We start from the raw sequence: 18,057 nt of genomic DNA on the forward strand, positions 1-18,057 counted from the left end.
TAGTACAAGGTGACGACACCTTAACCCAAGCGGACTTTATCGCTTCGTTAAAAGGGGACAAAGGCGATCCGGGCGAAGATGGTCTAGACGGTGATAACATCCCATTCGTTAATATCTTAGAAGGAGATGATGCTTACATCTCTGGTTCAGACTTGAATGAGGAAGGAAAGGTTGATGTAGCTATTGCCCTACCAGATGACGCTCAAGTAAATGACACTTTAACAGTCAATGGTGTTGATACAACTATCACTCAAGATATGATTAATAATGGCTTTATTACTTCTGTAGATGTACCAGATAGCGGCACATTATTCGTCAGAGCGACTGTGGAATACGCAGATGGCAGTCAATCGGGTACTGGTAAAGATTTTGCTAGAGTTGGTCTCATTGCTCGAGATGATGCCGATGAGCTTGAACTAGGTGATTTACAGATAGCTCAGACCCTTCTTTATAGCAACGAGACATACGATTTACTCAATTTAGCAGAAGGTACCAATGGATCAGAGGGTGGTCTTGGTTTTACAGTTAGTGAGAGCTCTAACGGTACTGTTGGTATAGAGGTTTCACAGTCTGCATTAGTGACAGTAGCTGATGCTATCCTCATAGAAGTCTATGACAGTAATGGTGATCGTATTTACATTGGTGCAAATAACGGTAGCCCGCTTATAGGTAATTTGGTAGGTATGGAGCTATTAGGATTAACAGGTAATGATACATTGACGGCCACGGTATCTGGTTTAGAGCCTGGTGACTATACGATAGTCGTACGTAACGATGAAAGTGCCTTGGAAGCTTTGGTCAATGACCTCACATTGGCAGAGTTGGGTGAGGCTGGAGTGATACTAGGTCCTGATAACCAAGCGGCCGTACTGGATGCTGTCGAAGCGTCACTAAACGGTTCTCTTGGATTAAGTTTGGGAACGGTTGTTACAGGCGTCCTCGAGGGTGTTTTAGACTTAACCACAGACATAGGTGTTGGTGAATTAGTTAATATCATTACAGATAATGCTGTGATAAATACCTTGCTTGGGGGTGTTGTAGATCCTCTGCTCAATGCAGTTGCTGATGCGCTGCTGAGCAATACAGTGACGCTACTTGAAACTACTAATATCACTGCGACATTGACTGAATTTGATTATGCCGATGACACGGCTGTCACAGGCAATGTGATAGATCCCGATGTTGGTTCTGAGGGCGAAGATGGTGAAGATACTGTCACAAGCGCCACGACACTCACTGCGATAACTAGTAATAATGTTTCAGAGTCAGTACCAACCTCTACAGAAGTTGGCGGTGTGGAGGTATTCACTATTACAGGTCAGTATGGTGTGTTAGTCATCGATGAAAATGGTGAGTATACCTATACGGCAAATGGCGACTATACATCGGCAGGACAAACCGAAATATTTACTTATACCATTGCTAATGGTAATCGTAGTGATATGGCAGAGCTGGTTATCGAACTCGCCGTTGATACGACTCCACCAGACGCGCCGACCATTAACACTCCAATCGCTGATGATAGCGTAGTGAATAGTGATGAATCTGAAAATGGCTTTACTGTCACTGGTACGGGCGATTTTGGCGATACCATCACCCTGACTGATGAAACGGATGATGTCATCGGCACGGCTATTGTAGATATCTCTGGTAATTGGAGTGTTTTAGTTGACCAAGCAGATGTGGCTGCAATGGGTGAAGGTTCTGAGACCATTACAGTCATCGCCACCGATCCTTTTGGAAACGTGAGTGACCCTGCTAGTGTGGACATCGATGTTGATACCTTGGCACCTGCCGCACCAACGCTTAATGTGAACGAAGCAGGTACTGAAATTACAGGCGAAAGCGAAGCGGATGCCTTTGTAGAGATAGATGTCGATGGCGATAGTACAGTGGATTACAGTACCACTGCTGATGGAAATGGCGATTACGTCATTGATAGCAGTGCAGATCCGTTAATCAATGGCGAAACAGTGACCGCTACAGCGACCGACGCGGCTGGTAATGAAAGTGATCCTAGTACGGTCGAAGTACCCATTAAGTTGGTTGCAAATGATGATCCGGCTGTCGCTGGTCTTGACGTGACGCCGACTAGCTCGACTACCACCTCTGATGATGATTCTAGCTTAAAGAATGAAGAAACATCAGTACTGAATCTGCTTGGTATAGGGAGCTTTGAAGTGTCAGTTGATTTTACTGTTGCTGCAAATAATATAGGCTCTGCGGAAGTCAACTTCTCTTCCACAGGCATAGCCAATGTATTGGACAACGGTAGCTTGGTGCTTCAGAAGAAAGATGGCAATGGCATTTATGTCAACGTCGACAGTGCTGCCAGTGCAACTGGTTTACTCAATGTGCTTGATCTGCTCGGTGACGGCGTTCCTGATGGTTACACGTTATCTGGTCTGACTGCGGGAGACTATCGTCTAGTAGGTTCCGTGAATCCAGCAGTCGGTCTTATTACAACTGGCACCTTAGAAGTAGTTACGCTAACTGAGACGTCGATAACAGGAATTGATGATATACAAGCCGTAAACGCTACTGGCAATGTCATTGATGAAAACGACGTGTCAACCAATGACACTGTGGTAACCACTGTCAATGGCGGTCCTATTAATGCTAGTGGCGATACTTCTATCACGGGTACTTACGGTACATTGCTCATCAACGCAGACGGCGATTACACCTATACGCCAACTGAGGATGCCAGTGGTATCGATAAAGAAGACGTCTTCAGTTACACTATCGAAGACACGGAAACAGGCAGCACTGACAGCGCAACACTCACGGTCAGTATTGAGAGTGATTACCCAGCGGTCGATTTCCCAATCGATGCCGTAGATGACTTCGCTACCGCCGAGCTGGTTATACATCCAGAAACGGTAACACCGCAGGTGACTCTTGCTGATGGTCCAAAAGGTGTAACAGTACTTACCCCTCGGACACTTACTGATGAATTTGATATTGCCGCAGGTAATATAGGGTCAGTATCATTTACTGTTGTTGCGGCGGGTGTTTTACCTACTACGACAGTACGTCTAGAAAAGTGGGATAGTGGTAGCTGGGAGACGGTCACAGAGGGTGTTACTACCGAGTCCTTGTCAGCTGTGGGTTTGCTCGGCAACCGTGTGGTGCTTGCGGCAGAAAACCTAGAGCCTGGGACTTATCGTGCTTATGGTCGAGGATCTGGTGTAGCAGCCTCAATTGAGATGGAAGGCGTTGTTACCGAAATAACCCCTAATGAGCCAGGAATTTATGACTCCATAGTAGCCTCGGGCAATGTAATCAGTGAAAACGATGAGGTCACGCTATCGACTGTTGTTACAGAGGTAGAAGGCGTTTACTTCACGGGCAGCACTGATATCGTTGGTAGCTACGGTACATTAACGATGAATGCAGATGGGTCGTATTTCTACACCCCTAATCCAAACGTCAACGTCATCAACCAAGTAGAATCGTTTGAGTACACTATACTTGATGATTATGGTAATACAGACACCGCCACACTAACCATTAACATCACCAGTGACTGGGCATCTCCAGCATTAGAGCCAACTATCACTACTCCAATAGCTAGTGACGATGTGGTAGACGGAGACGAGGCCGAGAACGGCTTTGACGTGACAGGTACAGGCGAAGTGGACGCCACTATCATATTGACTGATGAAGCGGGTAATGTAATCGGTACTACCATTGTTGATGCTGCTGGCAACTGGAGTATCCCAGTTGACCAAGCCGATGTAGATGCTATGGGTCAAGGTCTTGAGATGCTAACAGCGACAGCCACGGATACGTCAGGTAATGTAAGTGATCCAGTTACAGCTGATATCACTGTCGATACCGAAGCAGCCATTGAAGTCACGGTGAATGATTTAACAAGCGACAATGTCATTGATGCTGCTGAAGCGGGTGCGACTGCGACTGTCCAAGTGAGTGGTACTGTAACGGGCGATTTCCAAGTTAACGATACTGTTACTCTGACTGTCAACGAGGTTGACTACACGGCTAATATAGATACTGCTGGTAACTATAGTATAGATGTAGCGGGTAGTGAATTGGTTGCCGACGATGACAATGAGATTGGGGTGGGCGTAACAACGACTGATGTGCTAGGTAATATAGGCACAGCGAATACAGTCAAAGAGTACATGCTAGGCCCAATAGCTGTAGATGATACAGCCTCTGCTGAACTCGAAGTAGCTACTGTAGGTGGTGGTATTATTGCAATATCAACTAGTGGTAATGTCATGGGTGAAAACGACATAGTAACTTCAGGCACTGTGGTCTCAGAAGTCAATGGTGTGACTATCGGCGTAGCGACACTTATCCAAGGCGATTACGGTCAATTAGTTATAGGCTCGGACGGCGCTTATACTTATAAGCCGAATAATACAGACACCAGTGGGATCAACCAAGTAGATGAATTTGAATATACTATAGATGATGGTAATGGCTATACCGATATAGCTACCCTCAGTGTAACAATTGAAAGTACTCCATCGGAACCAGTCAGTGCAGGTATGAATGCTAGCAGCTTTACACTTGTTGACGATATTGACAATGCTATTGAGCTTCCTGATACATCGCTAATTACCTCAAATGGTGGACTCGATACCTTTATCTTTGAGGGTGCAGATCAAGTTATTAGTCTGTCTGATATGATGCAGCCTGATATCATTGACATTAGTGGTGTCGGTGCTAACACTTTGAATGTAGCAACCAACGATGTTGAATCAGATATCTATGTCAAAGGTGATAGCGATGATACGGTTGATCTAGAAGGCGATAGTTGGTCCAATGTTGCACAGACTACTTTAGAAGGTGATACTTATAACGTATGGCAATCAGGTACTGACATCTCTACACAGGTTTATATTGATACGGATATTACTAATGTTATCTAATAACAAATAATTAAATTTTAGTCTCTAAAACGCTTCCAAAATGGAGGCGTTTTTTGTACTACCTATTTAATTAGTTTTAGATATGAGACATAGGTAATCAGCCTAAAAAACTTTAGAGCAAGTAATTAAAAGATAAATAATTTTTTATCAGAATTTGGATAGTATATTCTATGTTCTTTTAACTGATTTTGATTCCACAGTATTTAGTTTACGGTGGTAAAGCGAATTTTAGAGGCTATTTTGTTATTACTTATTCTATGTTTTGAGGAGCTAATTTATGCAAGATATCTTTTGTTCAGTGTTACACTATTTACGATGAATAAATAAATTTCCGTTATTGAGATTTTCACTCTTTTTTATACATTAGACTTTACAAGGTAATTATCTTATTGCCTTATAAACTGAGGTTTAATACAGTAGTATTAAATATATATTCCAGCGTGTGTTAACAAGGATGGTTACTGAAAAAAATATGAAAAATTCGTCAAATCCTAAGCAGCGAACTCGTAGTATGTTAGTACGCCATATGATGACTGCTTTAACGTTTGGTATCTTGTCTACCATGACTGCTCAAGCAGCGGTAGAAGATTTACAAATCAATAACTTGGTGGCGCAGGCCATTCAAACACATCCTTTAGTAGGCTCCGCTCGAGCGAGTCAAGAAGCGACCACTGAGGGTATTAATGCGGCCAAATTAAACCTTTTGCCAACCCCAAGCGTGAGCTCAGGTTATGACAGAGACAGTGACTTTATATCGGAGGTCACTATTCGCCAGCCTCTATGGACAGGCGGTCAGCTTACCGCTGATGTCAATCAGGCTATATTTGATGATAAAGCCGCGGTCGAGTATATCTATGAGCAGCAAAACTCAGTAGCCAAAACGACGATTGAGGCGTGGCAAAGTTATATCCAAGCAGTCGCCCAGCAAAGTGTTTATGTTGAAAATATAAAAGAGTTGGACGATTTTGAAGCTATGATGCAGCGCCGTGTTGGTCAAGGCGTGTCGGCTCGTATTGAACTTGATCTAGTAACCAATCGCATCTTACAAGAACAGACCTCTTATCAAGCTGCAGTTGAACAGCAACGTATTGCTGCTGCTAGGCTAGAACAAATCATTGGTCAGCCGTTATCTCAAATGAGCGTAACGAGCATACCGAATATCAAAGTATTGGCTGAGCAGGCCAAACGTCAATCTGTTGATTTTGAAAGAATGGCCTTTGATAGGGCAGGATTTTATAATCCTACCGTCGTAAAAAATCATTTTCAAATCGAATCTGCTAAGCAGGGTGTTGAGTCTCAGCAGGCAGCAAGATATCCGACCGTATATGCTCAATACGAACATGTTTACTATCATGAAGATGATGAAAATGACGGACAGTTTTCAGTAGGTCTGAGCTATGAACCAGGAGCAGGATTTTCCAACTTTGCGCTAGCCCGTGCATCGCAAGCAGAGGTCAATAGCTTGATACAGAATCAGGAAGCGGCGCGACGTAATGTTATAGAAGAAATCCAAGTACAGTATCAACAGTTTATTAGTGCTAAAGATCGAGAGACATCATTGATTGCTGCTGTAGCAGGTGCCCAGATTGTGGTCAGCTCTTATCGTCGCCAATTCATTGCAGGACGTAAATCATGGTTAGAAGTGCTCAATGCTGTACGTGAGCATAATGATTACCAAGTCCAGCTAGTGCAGACCCGAGCAGAGATGTTGGGGTCATTTTATAAGTTACAAGTAGATTTTGGCGTTATGCAATGGCAACAGTTTTCTCGTAATCGTGAGCCAGTGAGTTTATTTAGCCCGATAGGGTCTGTCAAACAGTGGCTAAACAAACAAGATAAAAACAAAGCTGGTCGCGAGTTTGGTTATGGGGATAACATTACAGATGAATACGTCAATGTCAATTTACCTGTCACAACAGAGCAAAGCTTGAACAATGGTGAACATCTCATGTTAAATGATGATTACAGTATTACGCCGATAAATGAACAAGACGACATGACAAATAATTAAATCGTAAAGTCATTCAACCAGGCGTAACCTATCCTACATATGCAACCATCTAAAATACTAAATAAGCGATTAATATGAGTGCACAATTACAAAAGACACCGTCTCAGTCTGTTGATCACCATGAGCTGCAACACTCAGAGCAGGTCAATCTGACCGAAACGTTGACTGATGCGATTAAGCATTTACTCGGACAGCAAGGCTATCCAGTAGACAATATACGGCTCCATGATGTTGTTAAACGTCATAGTGAGCAGTCGGATATACAAGGTCAAAGCATTCATGAGCTAGGCGGTGTCATTGCAGTGCTACAAGGCATCGGTATAACCGACACGCCAGAAATACTAGAGCAACCTGATGCCGCTTTTTTACCATTACTGGCATATCGCTCAGACATGGGTTGGGGCGTGATCGATAGCCAAACACCACAAAAAAGCTGGAACTTTAGACAAGCGAACCAGCAGGTACATACGCGCGCCGAAGAGTTGACTTTGGTCATGCGTATTCGTCTAAAAGAAGATCATATTAAGCAGCGAAAAGCCTCATTTTCTGATCTGTTAAAATCTGATTTGGGTAATTATAAAGGTATTTTAGCTGAAGCCGTCATAGCTACTTTTCTGATTAACATGCTGGCATTGGCCGTTTCTCTGTTTTCTATGCAAGTTTATGACCGCGTCATTCCAACGCGTAGCGAATATACGTTGATCATTTTAGCCAGTGGCGTTTTCTTAGTGATTATGTTTGAAGCGTTTATGAAGTTCTCTCGCTCAAGAATCATGGATAAGGTTGTCGTCGGTTTAGACCAGTACCTGTCTCGAGAAGTGTTCCAACGTTTGCTTAAAGTACGTATCGACCAAATGCCGGGGTCAGTTGGCTCTATGGCGGCGCAATTACGTGGTTATGAGCAAGTACGTAGTTTTTTTACAGCGAGTACGCTTTTTGGTTTAGTCGATTTACCCATGACTATCATTTTTGTCAGCCTAGTGGCTTTTATTGGCTCACCACTAGTGGCTGTTGTGCCAGTGATAGCAGCAGTTATCGCTATTACGATGGGACTGGTTGCTCGAAAACGCATCGATGCCATCGCATCAGAGGGTGCGACGGCCTCTTATTATAAGACAGGTTTGCTAGTAGAAGCTGTGGAAGGCGTTGAGACAATAAAGGCAGGGGCTGGCAGTTGGAAGTTTCTTTCACGTTGGCTAGATGTGATGGATGTCACTATCAAAAACGATTTGGATATGAAGCATGCTAATGACAACTTAACGTATTTCACGCAGATGCTACAGCAAGTAAGCTACGTTGGTATCGTGATAGTTGGGTCGTTTGTCGTTATGCAAGGTGACATGACAATGGGTGGGCTGATTGCCTGTTCGATACTTGGTGGTAGGGTGTTGGCGCCTGTTATGGCAATACCCAATCTACTAGTGCAGTATGCTCATGCCAAAGCCGCCAAAATGAATATCGAGAGTCTGTTTGCACTAGAGCAAGACAACCAAGGCGTTGCGTATCCATTATCACCTACGCATATAAAAGGAGCGTACCAGTGCGATGGATTGTCGTTTAATTACCAAGGCAACGATCGACCAGCCATTACGGTTCCGCAACTATCGATTAAGCCAGGAGAGCGTATAGCGATACTTGGGCCTATTGGTTCAGGTAAATCTACCTTGCTTAAGGTATTAGCAGGATTGTACGCCCCTACGGAAGGGCGCGTATTGTTAGACGGACTTGATATACATCAGGTCAGTCGTGAGACACTTAGTGAGCGCTTGGGTTATCTGCAGCAGGATCATCGATTATTCCAAGGAACGTTGCGTGAGAATCTATTAATCGGTATGGCAGCGCCCAATGACGACGTTCTTCAAGATACCTTGAATAGAACAGGACTAATCAACTTAGTATCCAGCCATTCGAGCGGCCTTGATCTACCTATCAGCGAAGGGGGTAAAGGCCTATCAGGTGGACAAAAACAACTAGTAGCGTTTACCCGTTTGCTGCTGACTAAGCCAGATGTATTTTTGCTAGATGAGCCAACGGCTTCTATGGACAATCGACAAGAGCAGCGTTGTCTACAAGTGCTACGTCAGGAGTTAACGAAAGGGCAGACGTTTATTGTGTCTACTCATAAGACGGCATTGCTAGACTTGGTAGATCGGCTGATCATTATGGATAACCAGCGTATTATCATTGATGGTCCAAAACAAGCGGTACTTGATGAGCTCAGAAAAAATGATCAAGCAAAAAATAAAACTACCGTACAGCAAAAAGATAGAATCGTTAATAAATCCAATCAACCGTCAAAAGAAGGTGCTGAAGAAAATAAGCCTGCTACCTCTAGAGTAAGAAATATCAGTGTGAAACCTATCAAAGCTAAACATTCAACAGATGATCAAGGGAAGTAGGCATGTCAGAATATAAGTACACACCCACCAAGCCCAAGGTGAATCGTTCAAGGTTGAGTATTTGGATAGCATTAATCGGGATTGTCATTTTAATTGTTTGGGCGTCATTTGCCAAGATTGACCAAGTGACCCGTGCGCAAGCAACGGTGATTGCTAGTGCTCGAACGCAGGAAATCCAAGCGTCAGAAGGCGGGGTCTTGACTCAGCTGGCTGTCACAGAAGGTGAGGAAGTTAAAGCAGGTCAGTTACTGGTAGTGTTGGAGGAAGAGCGTGCTAAAGCGGCTGTTGATAATTCTGCCTCTAAAACGGCCGCATTAACTGCTAAGCTAGCAAGATTAAACGCTGAGATTTTTGAAAAACCGTTGGTGTTCCCTAAAGGGATAGATGACTATCCTGAATACGTGCAAAACCAAAGGGCGCTATACAATAGACGTCGTCAAGCTATCAATGAAGAAGTTTCTTCTCTTCAGAAAATGTTGGTGCTGGCACGTCAAGAACTACGTATGAATGAGCCTCTATTGAAGTATGGCGATGTCAGTCAGGCTGATGTCATCAAACTGAGCCGTCAAGTTGCTGATATTGAAGCGCAGATTAATAACAAGCGTAATAAGTATTTTGAAGAAGCACAGGCTGAAATGACAAAGGCTCAGGAAGAATTAGATACAGAGCTTGAGCAGTTGCGAGATCGGGCACAAGTGCTTGAAGAAAAGCGCTTGATGGCTCCCACAGAAGGCAAGATTAAAAATATTAATGTGACCACTATTGGTGGTGTTGTTAAGCCCGGCGAGATCATCATGCAGATTCTGCCAACCAGTAGTGACTTGGTTATAGATGCAAAGGTCAGTCCTGCTGATATTGCTTATGTTAAAGAAGGTCAAGAAGCGACAGTTAAGCTTGATGCCTATGACTATTCTATCTTTGGAGCCATGAAAGGTACAGTCAACTATATCAGTCCAGACACGTTAATGGAAAAAACACCTGAAGGCGAAGAGCCTTACTACCGTGTATTGATTGTGATTAATGGTGCTGAGTTTAAGGGGCGCGGTGATGAGATTGTCATCAAACCTGGTATGACCGCCTCTGTCGATATTAAGGCGATGGAACGCACAGTATTATCTTACTTAACTAAGCCAATTACCAAAACCTTATCAGAAGGTTTGGGTGAGCGTTAATAGTTTAACAGTGAATATTTATCAATGAGATTAAAAACCCCCAATAATTAACTGGGGGTTTTTATATATAAAAGTATAGGGCCCAATGATGCTGCTACTTATAACTTTTATAGAATTAGTTGGGATTGTCAGGAGAGTTTTGGTTATCTTTGATGTTTACCTTATTTCTTAATTGTTGTTGCTCGTCAATTTTCTGCTGGTTACGCTTTTTAACTTCATTGATGGCGGCGCTCAACTGATTATTTATTGCTTCTACTTCAGATTTTGCTGAAAGGTAGTCTTTATCTATTTCGACGTTACTTTTTTGAGCAGGAACGTCTATATCCAACAAGCTTGCATTATTTTTAATCTCTTCCAATTTATCATCAGTGTTTGCAACTATAAACTGGGTTTCGTTATCTGTTTGAGTATTTGACGTATTTTCTTTTTGCGTAGGAGTATCGATTATCTGAGCTGACTCTTTCGATGTAGCAGCGGATTTTTTGGGTTTATTATCGATGTTATTTACAGCTGGAGAAGGGGATGCTTTTGTGCTCTCTACTTTTGCTATTTGCTCATCACTACTTGTTGGTTGGGATGCCTCAGGCTTATTAACAGTCTCAGGTTGTTTATTGACGGTTTCATTTACATTGTCACTAGTGTCAGCCGATGTCTTAGTGCTAGTGACAGTAGTGGCATAGATTTTTTCAGGTTCAGATAGAGTTACATCGTTGATAGCTGCTGGTTCAGTCGTGCTTATTTGGCTATCAGCCACTTCTACCGAATCGGTTTGCTGGGTGTTGAGGTAAAAAACAAGGAAAACCCCAGCATGTACTAATACTGCAAGGCATAACGCCCAAAACCATTTTTCGCGAAACTTCATCATTATATGGCTTTACCTCTATCATATTAGTACACGTGCAACTCATCTTGAGGTTATCAAATAATAAGGATTTTTGGTATAGACAATATGCTAAGCCTGCTCAATATTATCTTCAGTTTCAGATTCTTTATTTCCAGAGTTGTTGGTCTCAAAGTCAGCTAGCATTTCTGTGATTAGCTGATCTTTTTGATGCCATACTTGTTCTACCCAGTCAAACATCTGCGCTTTTATCGCTTCATCTGTTTCATAGCCGCCTTTTTTGATCGCAGTAAACAACTCTTTAGGTATCTCAATATGTCGCACGTCGACCCCTAGACGTTTGATGTTACCCTTCCATAAATCGCTATAAGTAGGTACACCGTCAGGGTAGACAATCGTCATGTCCAAAATCCCATCGATTTCTTCCCCTAATGCACTCATAGCCAGTGATAACCCGCCAGCGCGCGGCTTAAGTAAATGCTTATAAGGAGATTTTTGTTTATCGTGTTTGCTAGGGGTGAAGCGAGTCCCTTCTAGATAGTTTAATAGCGTGAAGGGCTTGTCTTTGAGCAACGCACACGCTCGTTTCGCTTCTTCGATATCCTTACCCTTTAGAGCGGGGTTTTTGGCGATGGCTTCTTTTGAGTGTCGACGCATCATAGGAAAGTCGAGAAAGTAAAAAGCTTGACCAATGACGGGAATATATATGAGCTCAAACTTGGTAAAAAAACGTGTCAACGGTAAACGTTTTTCGCTGATATATTGCACGATACTGGTATCAACCCATGACTGATGATTACTAACCAGTAGATACTTACCGTTTGTATGCACATCATCAGGTAAGTTAATGCGCCAGTCTTTGCGCGGTAATACGTTATCGATCAATGCGTTGTTGCTGTTAATCCAATAGTTCGTCACATCAATAACAGCTTTGTCCGCGATGGCAGCACCAGTGATAGCTTTAGTCGCACCCATTACCCAGACAGGTAGACCGGCTAACATGCTATTAAAAGTGATAACGCTGGTTGCAGTGGTCAGCGAGGCAGCTTTGCCCAATTTTGGAGTGCGTTCATGTAATTTTTGAACGATTGATTTCAATCGCATATTGAGTCCTTTTACTCATACCTATGATGAGATATTGATAATGTTACTGCATGATTTTAGCAGGAAATCAATCTCAGTGTACGAGTGTTAACAACAAATAATAAACAGTACTGTTCAAAATATCTTTTGAAGAACGAATGGTACTGAGCAAAAGTATTTCATTATAGAACCAAGATATATCCAACTTAACTACTCTAATGGACAAAAAGGACAAAAAAAGGGTGTATTGAGGATTTTTCTCAATACACCCTTAGTATTTAAAACATCCGATTATTCGAATGAATTAAACGTTATCAATTTACTGTCCGTGCATACCACGGATAGGGTAATTGTTTTCTGGGTTTCTAACAAAAGCTAGACCGTTTGCCAATGATTCAAGATCTGGCCTAGAGAACGGTGCATTCGAGATATCAACAATATGTACTTTTCCTTCAGCATTGATAACGAACACAGCAGGCTCAGCAAAAGGATGATCAGTTTCTTTTTCTGAACGTGGATCAGAGATATATAGACCTAGTGTATTCATCTGTTCGATAGTTAGACCATAAGCCATCGGGAAGTTAACGTCTATCTGCTCTAGATGACCTTCTAACTGCTCTTTGCTATCAGCAGATACTGCGATAATATCGACACCAGTGTTATAAAAAGAGTCTTTCATAGTCTCTAAAGTATTTAGGTACTTTGTGCAGATTGGGCAGTGTTTACCGCGGTATACAACGACCAGTTTCCAGTCATGACCGTTCTCAGGTTTGCCTAATGAAGTCGTCTCACCATTTAATACTTGTACTTCCATTTCAGGAAATGTAGTACCAGCTTGAATTTTTTGAGCATAATCTGTTGACATAGTTCTTATCCTTTTTGATAGTGTTCTTTTGGTTATTTCTTATTTAGCAGCTCTACATTAACAGTCCTAAGTGCAAAAGTGTTGAATGTTTACAGTAGTCCCAAGTAGTAATAGGAAAAGTTAACATTACCTTTGAAATTGCTCAACAAGACTATTTAAGTAAGCCAGTAAGTAATAGACAAAGCGTCTATTTTTTTGCTTCTTCAGTTGCCCTAGCATCTAATTTGTCTTGAGTTTTTAGCTCAAAGTCTGAGGCATCATGACGTTCATGCAATTGCTCAGCAGGTTCACCCCAAGTACGGTTCACCTTGCGACCACGTTGTACAGCAGGACGCTCTAAAATCTCTGTTGCCCAGCGACGTACATTTGGATAGCTTTCAACTTGTAGGAACTCTCCTGCTTCGTATGCTTGACCTAGTATGAGATTACCATACCAAGGCCAAGTGGCTATATCTGCAATCGTATACTCATCGCCACCTAGATAGCGATTTTCTGCAAGCTCTCGTTCTAGGACATCTAACTGTCGCTTTACTTCCATTGTGAATCGATTGATAGGGTACTCAAACTTTTCGGGCGCATAAAAATAAAAATGTCCGAAACCGCCTCCCAAGTAAGGAGCAGAGCCTTGTAACCAAAACAGCCAGTTCATCACTTCAGTGCGTGCTGCTGCATCTTTAGGGAGTAGTTTTCCGAACTTTTCAGCCAAATAAAACAAGATAGAGCCACTTTCAAACACTCGGCTACCAGTCTCCGTATCCAAAAGCACAGGAATTTTTGAGTTTGGATTTAGCTCAACGAAACCTGATGAGAACTGTCCGCCTTCACCAATTTGAATAAGGTGCGCGTCGTACTCAGCTTCTGTCACACCCAACGCTAATAATTCCTCGACCATAATGGTGACTTTCTGGCCATTAGGGGTGCCAATTGAGTAGATCTGCAATGGATGTTTGCCGCGAGGTAGCACTGCTTCATGCGTTGGGCCAGCAATAGGGCGGTTGACACTTGCCCACTTACCGCCGCTATCAGCGTCCCATGTCCAGACGCTAGGTGGCTCGTAATGATTAGAGTTTGACATAATGATGATACCTTTTTATAGACTGTGCTCAGTAGAGTGCAATTGGTCAATCTGATCCAGTTTATTATTTTTATTCTGGCATGTCTGCTAGTTGCTTTAAGATACTCTTATAGTTTTCTACACCTTGCGCGCCGCTCACCAAATGCCGACCATTAAAGATAACCGATGGTACGCTTTGGACACCTTGCTGTCTTGAGTGCTGTACGGCTTCACGTATCACATTGGCAAAGCGTTGATCTGCGATAACGGCAAGCGCTTCGGTACGATCGAGTCCGATATCTGCTGCAACATCTGCAAGTACGGTACTGTCAGCCACATTTTTATTATCGACGAAATGCGCGACGAACAATGCCTTTTTTAGGTCGTGCATACGTCCTTGCTGATCTGCCCAATGTAGCAACTGATGCGCATTAAAAGTATTGTAAGTACGAAAGTCATCGGTAAACTGAAAATGGAATCCAGCTTCTGCACCTGCTGCTGTCATTCTAGCTCGGCCTTCTTGAACGTCCTCAGCAGTCGTACCATACTTCTCCATAATATGCTCACGATAGTTTCGTCCTTCGTGCGGCGTATTAGGATTTAATTCAAATGGATGCCAGTGAATCTCGTGTGGCGTGTTGGTTTGTTTTAATGCTTCAGCCAATTGACTATAGCCGATAGCGCACCAAGGGCACACAACATCTGACACGATGTCTATTTGTAAAGGTTTTTTTGCCTGTTCCATAGGATCTCTCATTAACGATAAATTAAAATGGAAAACTGCTGCCCGAAGATGTTTCGAACAACAGCATGAAAACATCAAATGGACTGTGTCAGCGTTAGCTGAAAAACATATTAGTCAGCTTTATGCCATTCAAATTTTTGGAATGGTTTGTCAACTGGTGTGTTAGCTAGGTGGTTTGTGTAGTTACTCATGACTTTTTGAGCAGCACCAAGGATAACCTCAAGAACCTGACGCTTAGTGTAGCCTGCATCTAAAAATGTCTGAACAGCGCTATCATCAACGTTACCACGATCACGTACAACAGAAAGCGTAAAGTCACGTAACGCTTCTAGACGTGCAGTTGGTAGTGGCGTTTCATCACGTAATGCATCAGTGATTGCGTCATCTACTTTCATGCTTTTAGCAATACCAGTATGCGCAGGTACACAGTAATGGCAAGCATGTTCAACGTTGATAGTTTGCCATACAACAGTAGTTTCTTCATCATCAAAACTGCTGTTTAAAAACAATTCATGCAGACGTTGATAGCCCTCTAGTAGACCTGGTGCTTCAGCCATCACAGCGTGTAGGTTAGGTACCATGCCAAATGCTTTGATAGAAGAATCAAGTAAGTCTTTGCTTTCTGCTGGGGCTGTATCTTTGTCGTGTAAAGTAAATTCGGTCATAATATTATTCCTAATAATAGGTTTGAGATTTAGTGTGTTTTATATTTTCCATGCTCACTTCGAAGTAGTCGCTGATTTACATTTAATTGTTAACTTGAGTGATTACTCAAAATCAGCGACTTTGCTTAGTAAGTGAGTCAATAGAGACTACTATAAATGATATTGAGCAATCGCTCAATAATTATTTGAGTAATCGTTCAAGTAAATTGTAATGGCGTAATTACATTTCTCTGTATAATTTATATTATTCTAATAATATCAGTACTTTAAGAAAGTAACACTGTGTAAGTAGCGATTTAAAAGTAATGGTAAAAAAGTGATTATTATCTTGAATGACGCTGATAATATTATTATTTCTGATACTACGGACAAAGATTACTAAGATGATTAAATGAACTAGAATTAATCAATTCCTGTCCTCTTATGTAGAACGTATGGATTTGGCGAAGCTCGCGCGTGGCTCAGCTTTTATGATAGCAATACTATCGTTCTTTGCCGTTGTATAAGTGATAATAGTTAACATAGGAATTGTTAAGCCTTTGCTATGTAGGTGAAAGGCTAATAAGTTGCGAGAATGCATGCTAGTAAAGAAAACTACAATAAGAACAGGATTATATCGACACTGTTTTGGTTATATCGACATATGACATGACTTGAACGACCGTTCATTTGTGGTTATAGTGTATATCAGACAATAAAAATGTGCTTCAAACTGCGACGTCTATTTTTGTTATCTCATTAGAGCTTTTGTAGATCAACTGATCTTATAGTCATTAGATGACTATTTTCATATAATAGGATAAAGTTATGCTTAAATTTTATTTTCACCAAACACCAAACCCAATGAAAGTAGCATTGTTTTTAGAAGAAACAGGGCTGCCTTATGAGCTTGTGGCAGTAGATACGCTAAAAGGTGAGCAACATACACCTGAGTACCGTGCTATCAATCCAAACGGTAAAACGCCTGCGCTAGAAGATGATGGCAAACGCGTGTTTGATTCTACAGCTATCCTAATGTATCTTTCTGAAAAAACAGGAAAGCTGGCAGGACAGCCAGAAGACCGTAGCGAGATGCTGTCTTGGCTAATGTTTGTAGCATCTGGGTTAGGTCCTTTTTCTGGTCAGTCTGTTCACTTTAGACACAAAGCACCAGAAAAGATCCCATATGCGATCAATCGCTACCTTCGTGAGGCAGAGCGCCATTATGAAGTGCTAGATACGCACCTAGAAGGCCGTGAATATATGGTTGGTGATAGCTATACAATCGCTGATATCTCTACTTGGGGTTGGATTGATAAATCAACATTCGTACTTGGTGAGGATAGTCTGGATAATTATCCAAATCTAAAGCGCTGGTTTAATAGTATTGATGCTCGTCCAGCAGTACAAAAAGCTCGTGATATTCCTAAAGGTATTGATTTCAAGACTGATTTTGACGATGTTGCTGCACGTGCGCTTTATCCGCAAAACTTTGATAAAAACAGTTAATCATAGCAAAGAAACTCAAGAAGTTTTATAATATAAAAAGTGTTTAAAAACAGTAACTAAGGTTGATTTTACAAACTTTGCCTTAAAATAGATTTTAAGGCAAAGACATTAAGGTGAAAATTATGAGTGCTCCGATAAAGTTCAATCGTGAGGATGTGATCGAAAAAGCAAAAAATCTCTATTGGGAAAAAGGCTATCACGCAACATCCATGCGAAACTTGCAAGATGTGGTGAATATGCATCCAGGTAGTATTTATGCCGCTTTTGGTAGTAAAGATAAGCTATTTACAGAGTCGCTGAATCGCTATGCTGCAGATGGTGCCAAGAAATTGGCCGACTGTATTGAGCAAAAAGACACAGTGCTAGAAGGCTTAAAACATTTTATCCATACGGTGATTGTCTGTAATAGCGCTACTGCGCCTAGTGGTATGTGCATGATCGTCAAGACAGTCGCTGAGCTTACTCAAAACGATAGTCCAGAATTGCTCGCGCATGCAACGAATATCTTAGAGGGTATAGAAGCGTCATTTGCCGTCCTCTTTGGACAAGCCATTGATAATGGTGAGATTAGTGCAGAAAAAGACCCTATTGAGCTGGCGCGTTATTTTCAAATTCAGATTATAGGTCTCAGGACTTATGCGCAAGTTACCAATGATAACGATGCAGTAGAGAAGTATATCGATGATATTTTTAAAAATATCGTATAGCAAGGTTGCATGAAAAGCAGGTTTTTTAGCATGTAATCAAGCAGTTGTTTTCTACAAAACACTAACCATTTGGTTGCTATAGCTAGTGCATTTTATCGTTGACCAATTATCACGGCATTACTA

General features: G+C 42.0%; 12 protein-coding genes. 6 read left to right on the plus strand and 6 right to left on the minus strand.

Going from position 1 to position 18,057, the window contains the following annotated elements:
• The 4 genes from ACT3QN_RS12835 to ACT3QN_RS12850 form a co-directional block, all read left to right on the plus strand.
• Window positions 1-4,904: beta strand repeat-containing protein (locus ACT3QN_RS12835; RefSeq protein WP_444523414.1), on the plus strand; the 4,904-nt coding region annotated here is incomplete at its 5' end.
• 472 nt (window positions 4,905-5,376) lie between these two features.
• Window positions 5,377-6,915 (plus strand): TolC family protein, encoded by a 1,539-nt coding sequence (locus ACT3QN_RS12840; protein WP_444523415.1) that lies wholly within the window; start codon window positions 5,377-5,379, stop codon window positions 6,913-6,915.
• Between the two features lie 74 nt (window positions 6,916-6,989).
• Window positions 6,990-9,314: a type I secretion system permease/ATPase gene (locus tag ACT3QN_RS12845; protein WP_444523416.1), complete on the plus strand. Its 2,325-nt coding sequence runs from the start codon at window positions 6,990-6,992 to the stop codon at window positions 9,312-9,314.
• A gap of 2 nt (window positions 9,315-9,316) precedes the next feature.
• Window positions 9,317-10,486 carry an HlyD family efflux transporter periplasmic adaptor subunit gene (locus ACT3QN_RS12850; RefSeq protein WP_444523417.1) on the plus strand — a complete coding sequence of 390 codons (1,170 nt, stop codon included), beginning with the start codon at window positions 9,317-9,319 and terminating at the stop codon, window positions 10,484-10,486.
• Window positions 10,487-10,601: 115 nt separating this feature from the next.
• On the opposite strand, the gene ACT3QN_RS12855 is transcribed toward ACT3QN_RS12850, so the two are convergent.
• From ACT3QN_RS12855 to ACT3QN_RS12880, 6 genes are all read right to left on the minus strand, one after another.
• Window positions 10,602-11,351, minus strand: a complete 750-nt coding sequence (locus ACT3QN_RS12855) for a hypothetical protein (RefSeq protein ID WP_444523418.1) — start codon at window positions 11,349-11,351, stop codon at window positions 10,602-10,604.
• Between the two features lie 87 nt (window positions 11,352-11,438).
• A complete protein-coding gene (locus ACT3QN_RS12860) occupies window positions 11,439-12,431 on the minus strand; it encodes an acyltransferase (RefSeq protein ID WP_444523419.1) in 993 nt (330 codons plus the stop codon).
• Window positions 12,432-12,729: 298 nt separating this feature from the next.
• Entirely contained in the window at window positions 12,730-13,275 is a 546-nt protein-coding gene (locus ACT3QN_RS12865; RefSeq protein ID WP_444523420.1) for a peroxiredoxin-like family protein, read from the minus strand.
• A gap of 187 nt (window positions 13,276-13,462) precedes the next feature.
• Window positions 13,463-14,350 (minus strand): glutathione-dependent disulfide-bond oxidoreductase, encoded by an 888-nt coding sequence (gene yghU / locus ACT3QN_RS12870; protein ID WP_444523421.1) that lies wholly within the window; start codon window positions 14,348-14,350, stop codon window positions 13,463-13,465.
• A 70-nt stretch (window positions 14,351-14,420) separates the two neighbouring features.
• The gene (locus ACT3QN_RS12875; protein WP_444523422.1) at window positions 14,421-15,074 is read right to left on the minus strand and encodes a DsbA family oxidoreductase; all 654 of its coding nucleotides are present in this window, start codon (window positions 15,072-15,074) and stop codon (window positions 14,421-14,423) included.
• Between the two features lie 110 nt (window positions 15,075-15,184).
• On the minus strand, window positions 15,185-15,739 hold the full coding sequence (locus tag ACT3QN_RS12880) for a carboxymuconolactone decarboxylase family protein (protein ID WP_444523423.1): 555 nt from the start codon (window positions 15,737-15,739) through the stop codon (window positions 15,185-15,187).
• Between the two features lie 807 nt (window positions 15,740-16,546).
• On the opposite strand from ACT3QN_RS12880, the gene ACT3QN_RS12885 reads away from it, so the two are divergent.
• Together ACT3QN_RS12885 and ACT3QN_RS12890 are read left to right on the plus strand one after the other, a co-directional pair.
• Window positions 16,547-17,227 carry a glutathione S-transferase family protein gene (locus ACT3QN_RS12885; protein WP_444523424.1) on the plus strand — a complete coding sequence of 227 codons (681 nt, stop codon included), beginning with the start codon at window positions 16,547-16,549 and terminating at the stop codon, window positions 17,225-17,227.
• A gap of 122 nt (window positions 17,228-17,349) precedes the next feature.
• Window positions 17,350-17,934 carry a TetR/AcrR family transcriptional regulator gene (locus ACT3QN_RS12890; protein WP_444523425.1) on the plus strand — a complete coding sequence of 195 codons (585 nt, stop codon included), beginning with the start codon at window positions 17,350-17,352 and terminating at the stop codon, window positions 17,932-17,934.
• The last annotated feature ends 123 nt before the right edge of the window (window positions 17,935-18,057 follow it).

It is taken from the genome of Psychrobacter sp. AOP7-C1-14 (genome assembly GCF_052376135.1).
In the GTDB taxonomy this organism is placed as follows: Bacteria; Pseudomonadota; Gammaproteobacteria; order Pseudomonadales; family Moraxellaceae; genus Psychrobacter.

Bases quoted from the DNA above. Each gene is read 5' to 3' on its own strand.
- yghU (WP_444523421.1), bottom strand. From the start codon at position 14,350: ATGTCAAACTCTAATCATTACGAGCCACCTAGCGTCTGGACATGGGAC.
- ACT3QN_RS12855 (WP_444523418.1), bottom strand. From the start codon at position 11,351: ATGATGAAGTTTCGCGAAAAATGGTTTTGGGCGTTATGCCTTGCAGTA.
- ACT3QN_RS12885 (WP_444523424.1), top strand. From the start codon at position 16,547: ATGCTTAAATTTTATTTTCACCAAACACCAAACCCAATGAAAGTAGCA.
- ACT3QN_RS12875 (WP_444523422.1), bottom strand. From the start codon at position 15,074: ATGGAACAGGCAAAAAAACCTTTACAAATAGACATCGTGTCAGATGTT.
- ACT3QN_RS12890 (WP_444523425.1), top strand. From the start codon at position 17,350: ATGAGTGCTCCGATAAAGTTCAATCGTGAGGATGTGATCGAAAAAGCA.
- ACT3QN_RS12880 (WP_444523423.1), bottom strand. From the start codon at position 15,739: ATGACCGAATTTACTTTACACGACAAAGATACAGCCCCAGCAGAAAGC.
- ACT3QN_RS12840 (WP_444523415.1), top strand. From the start codon at position 5,377: ATGAAAAATTCGTCAAATCCTAAGCAGCGAACTCGTAGTATGTTAGTA.
- ACT3QN_RS12865 (WP_444523420.1), bottom strand. From the start codon at position 13,275: ATGTCAACAGATTATGCTCAAAAAATTCAAGCTGGTACTACATTTCCT.
- ACT3QN_RS12860 (WP_444523419.1), bottom strand. From the start codon at position 12,431: ATGCGATTGAAATCAATCGTTCAAAAATTACATGAACGCACTCCAAAA.
- ACT3QN_RS12850 (WP_444523417.1), top strand. From the start codon at position 9,317: ATGTCAGAATATAAGTACACACCCACCAAGCCCAAGGTGAATCGTTCA.
- ACT3QN_RS12845 (WP_444523416.1), top strand. From the start codon at position 6,990: ATGAGTGCACAATTACAAAAGACACCGTCTCAGTCTGTTGATCACCAT.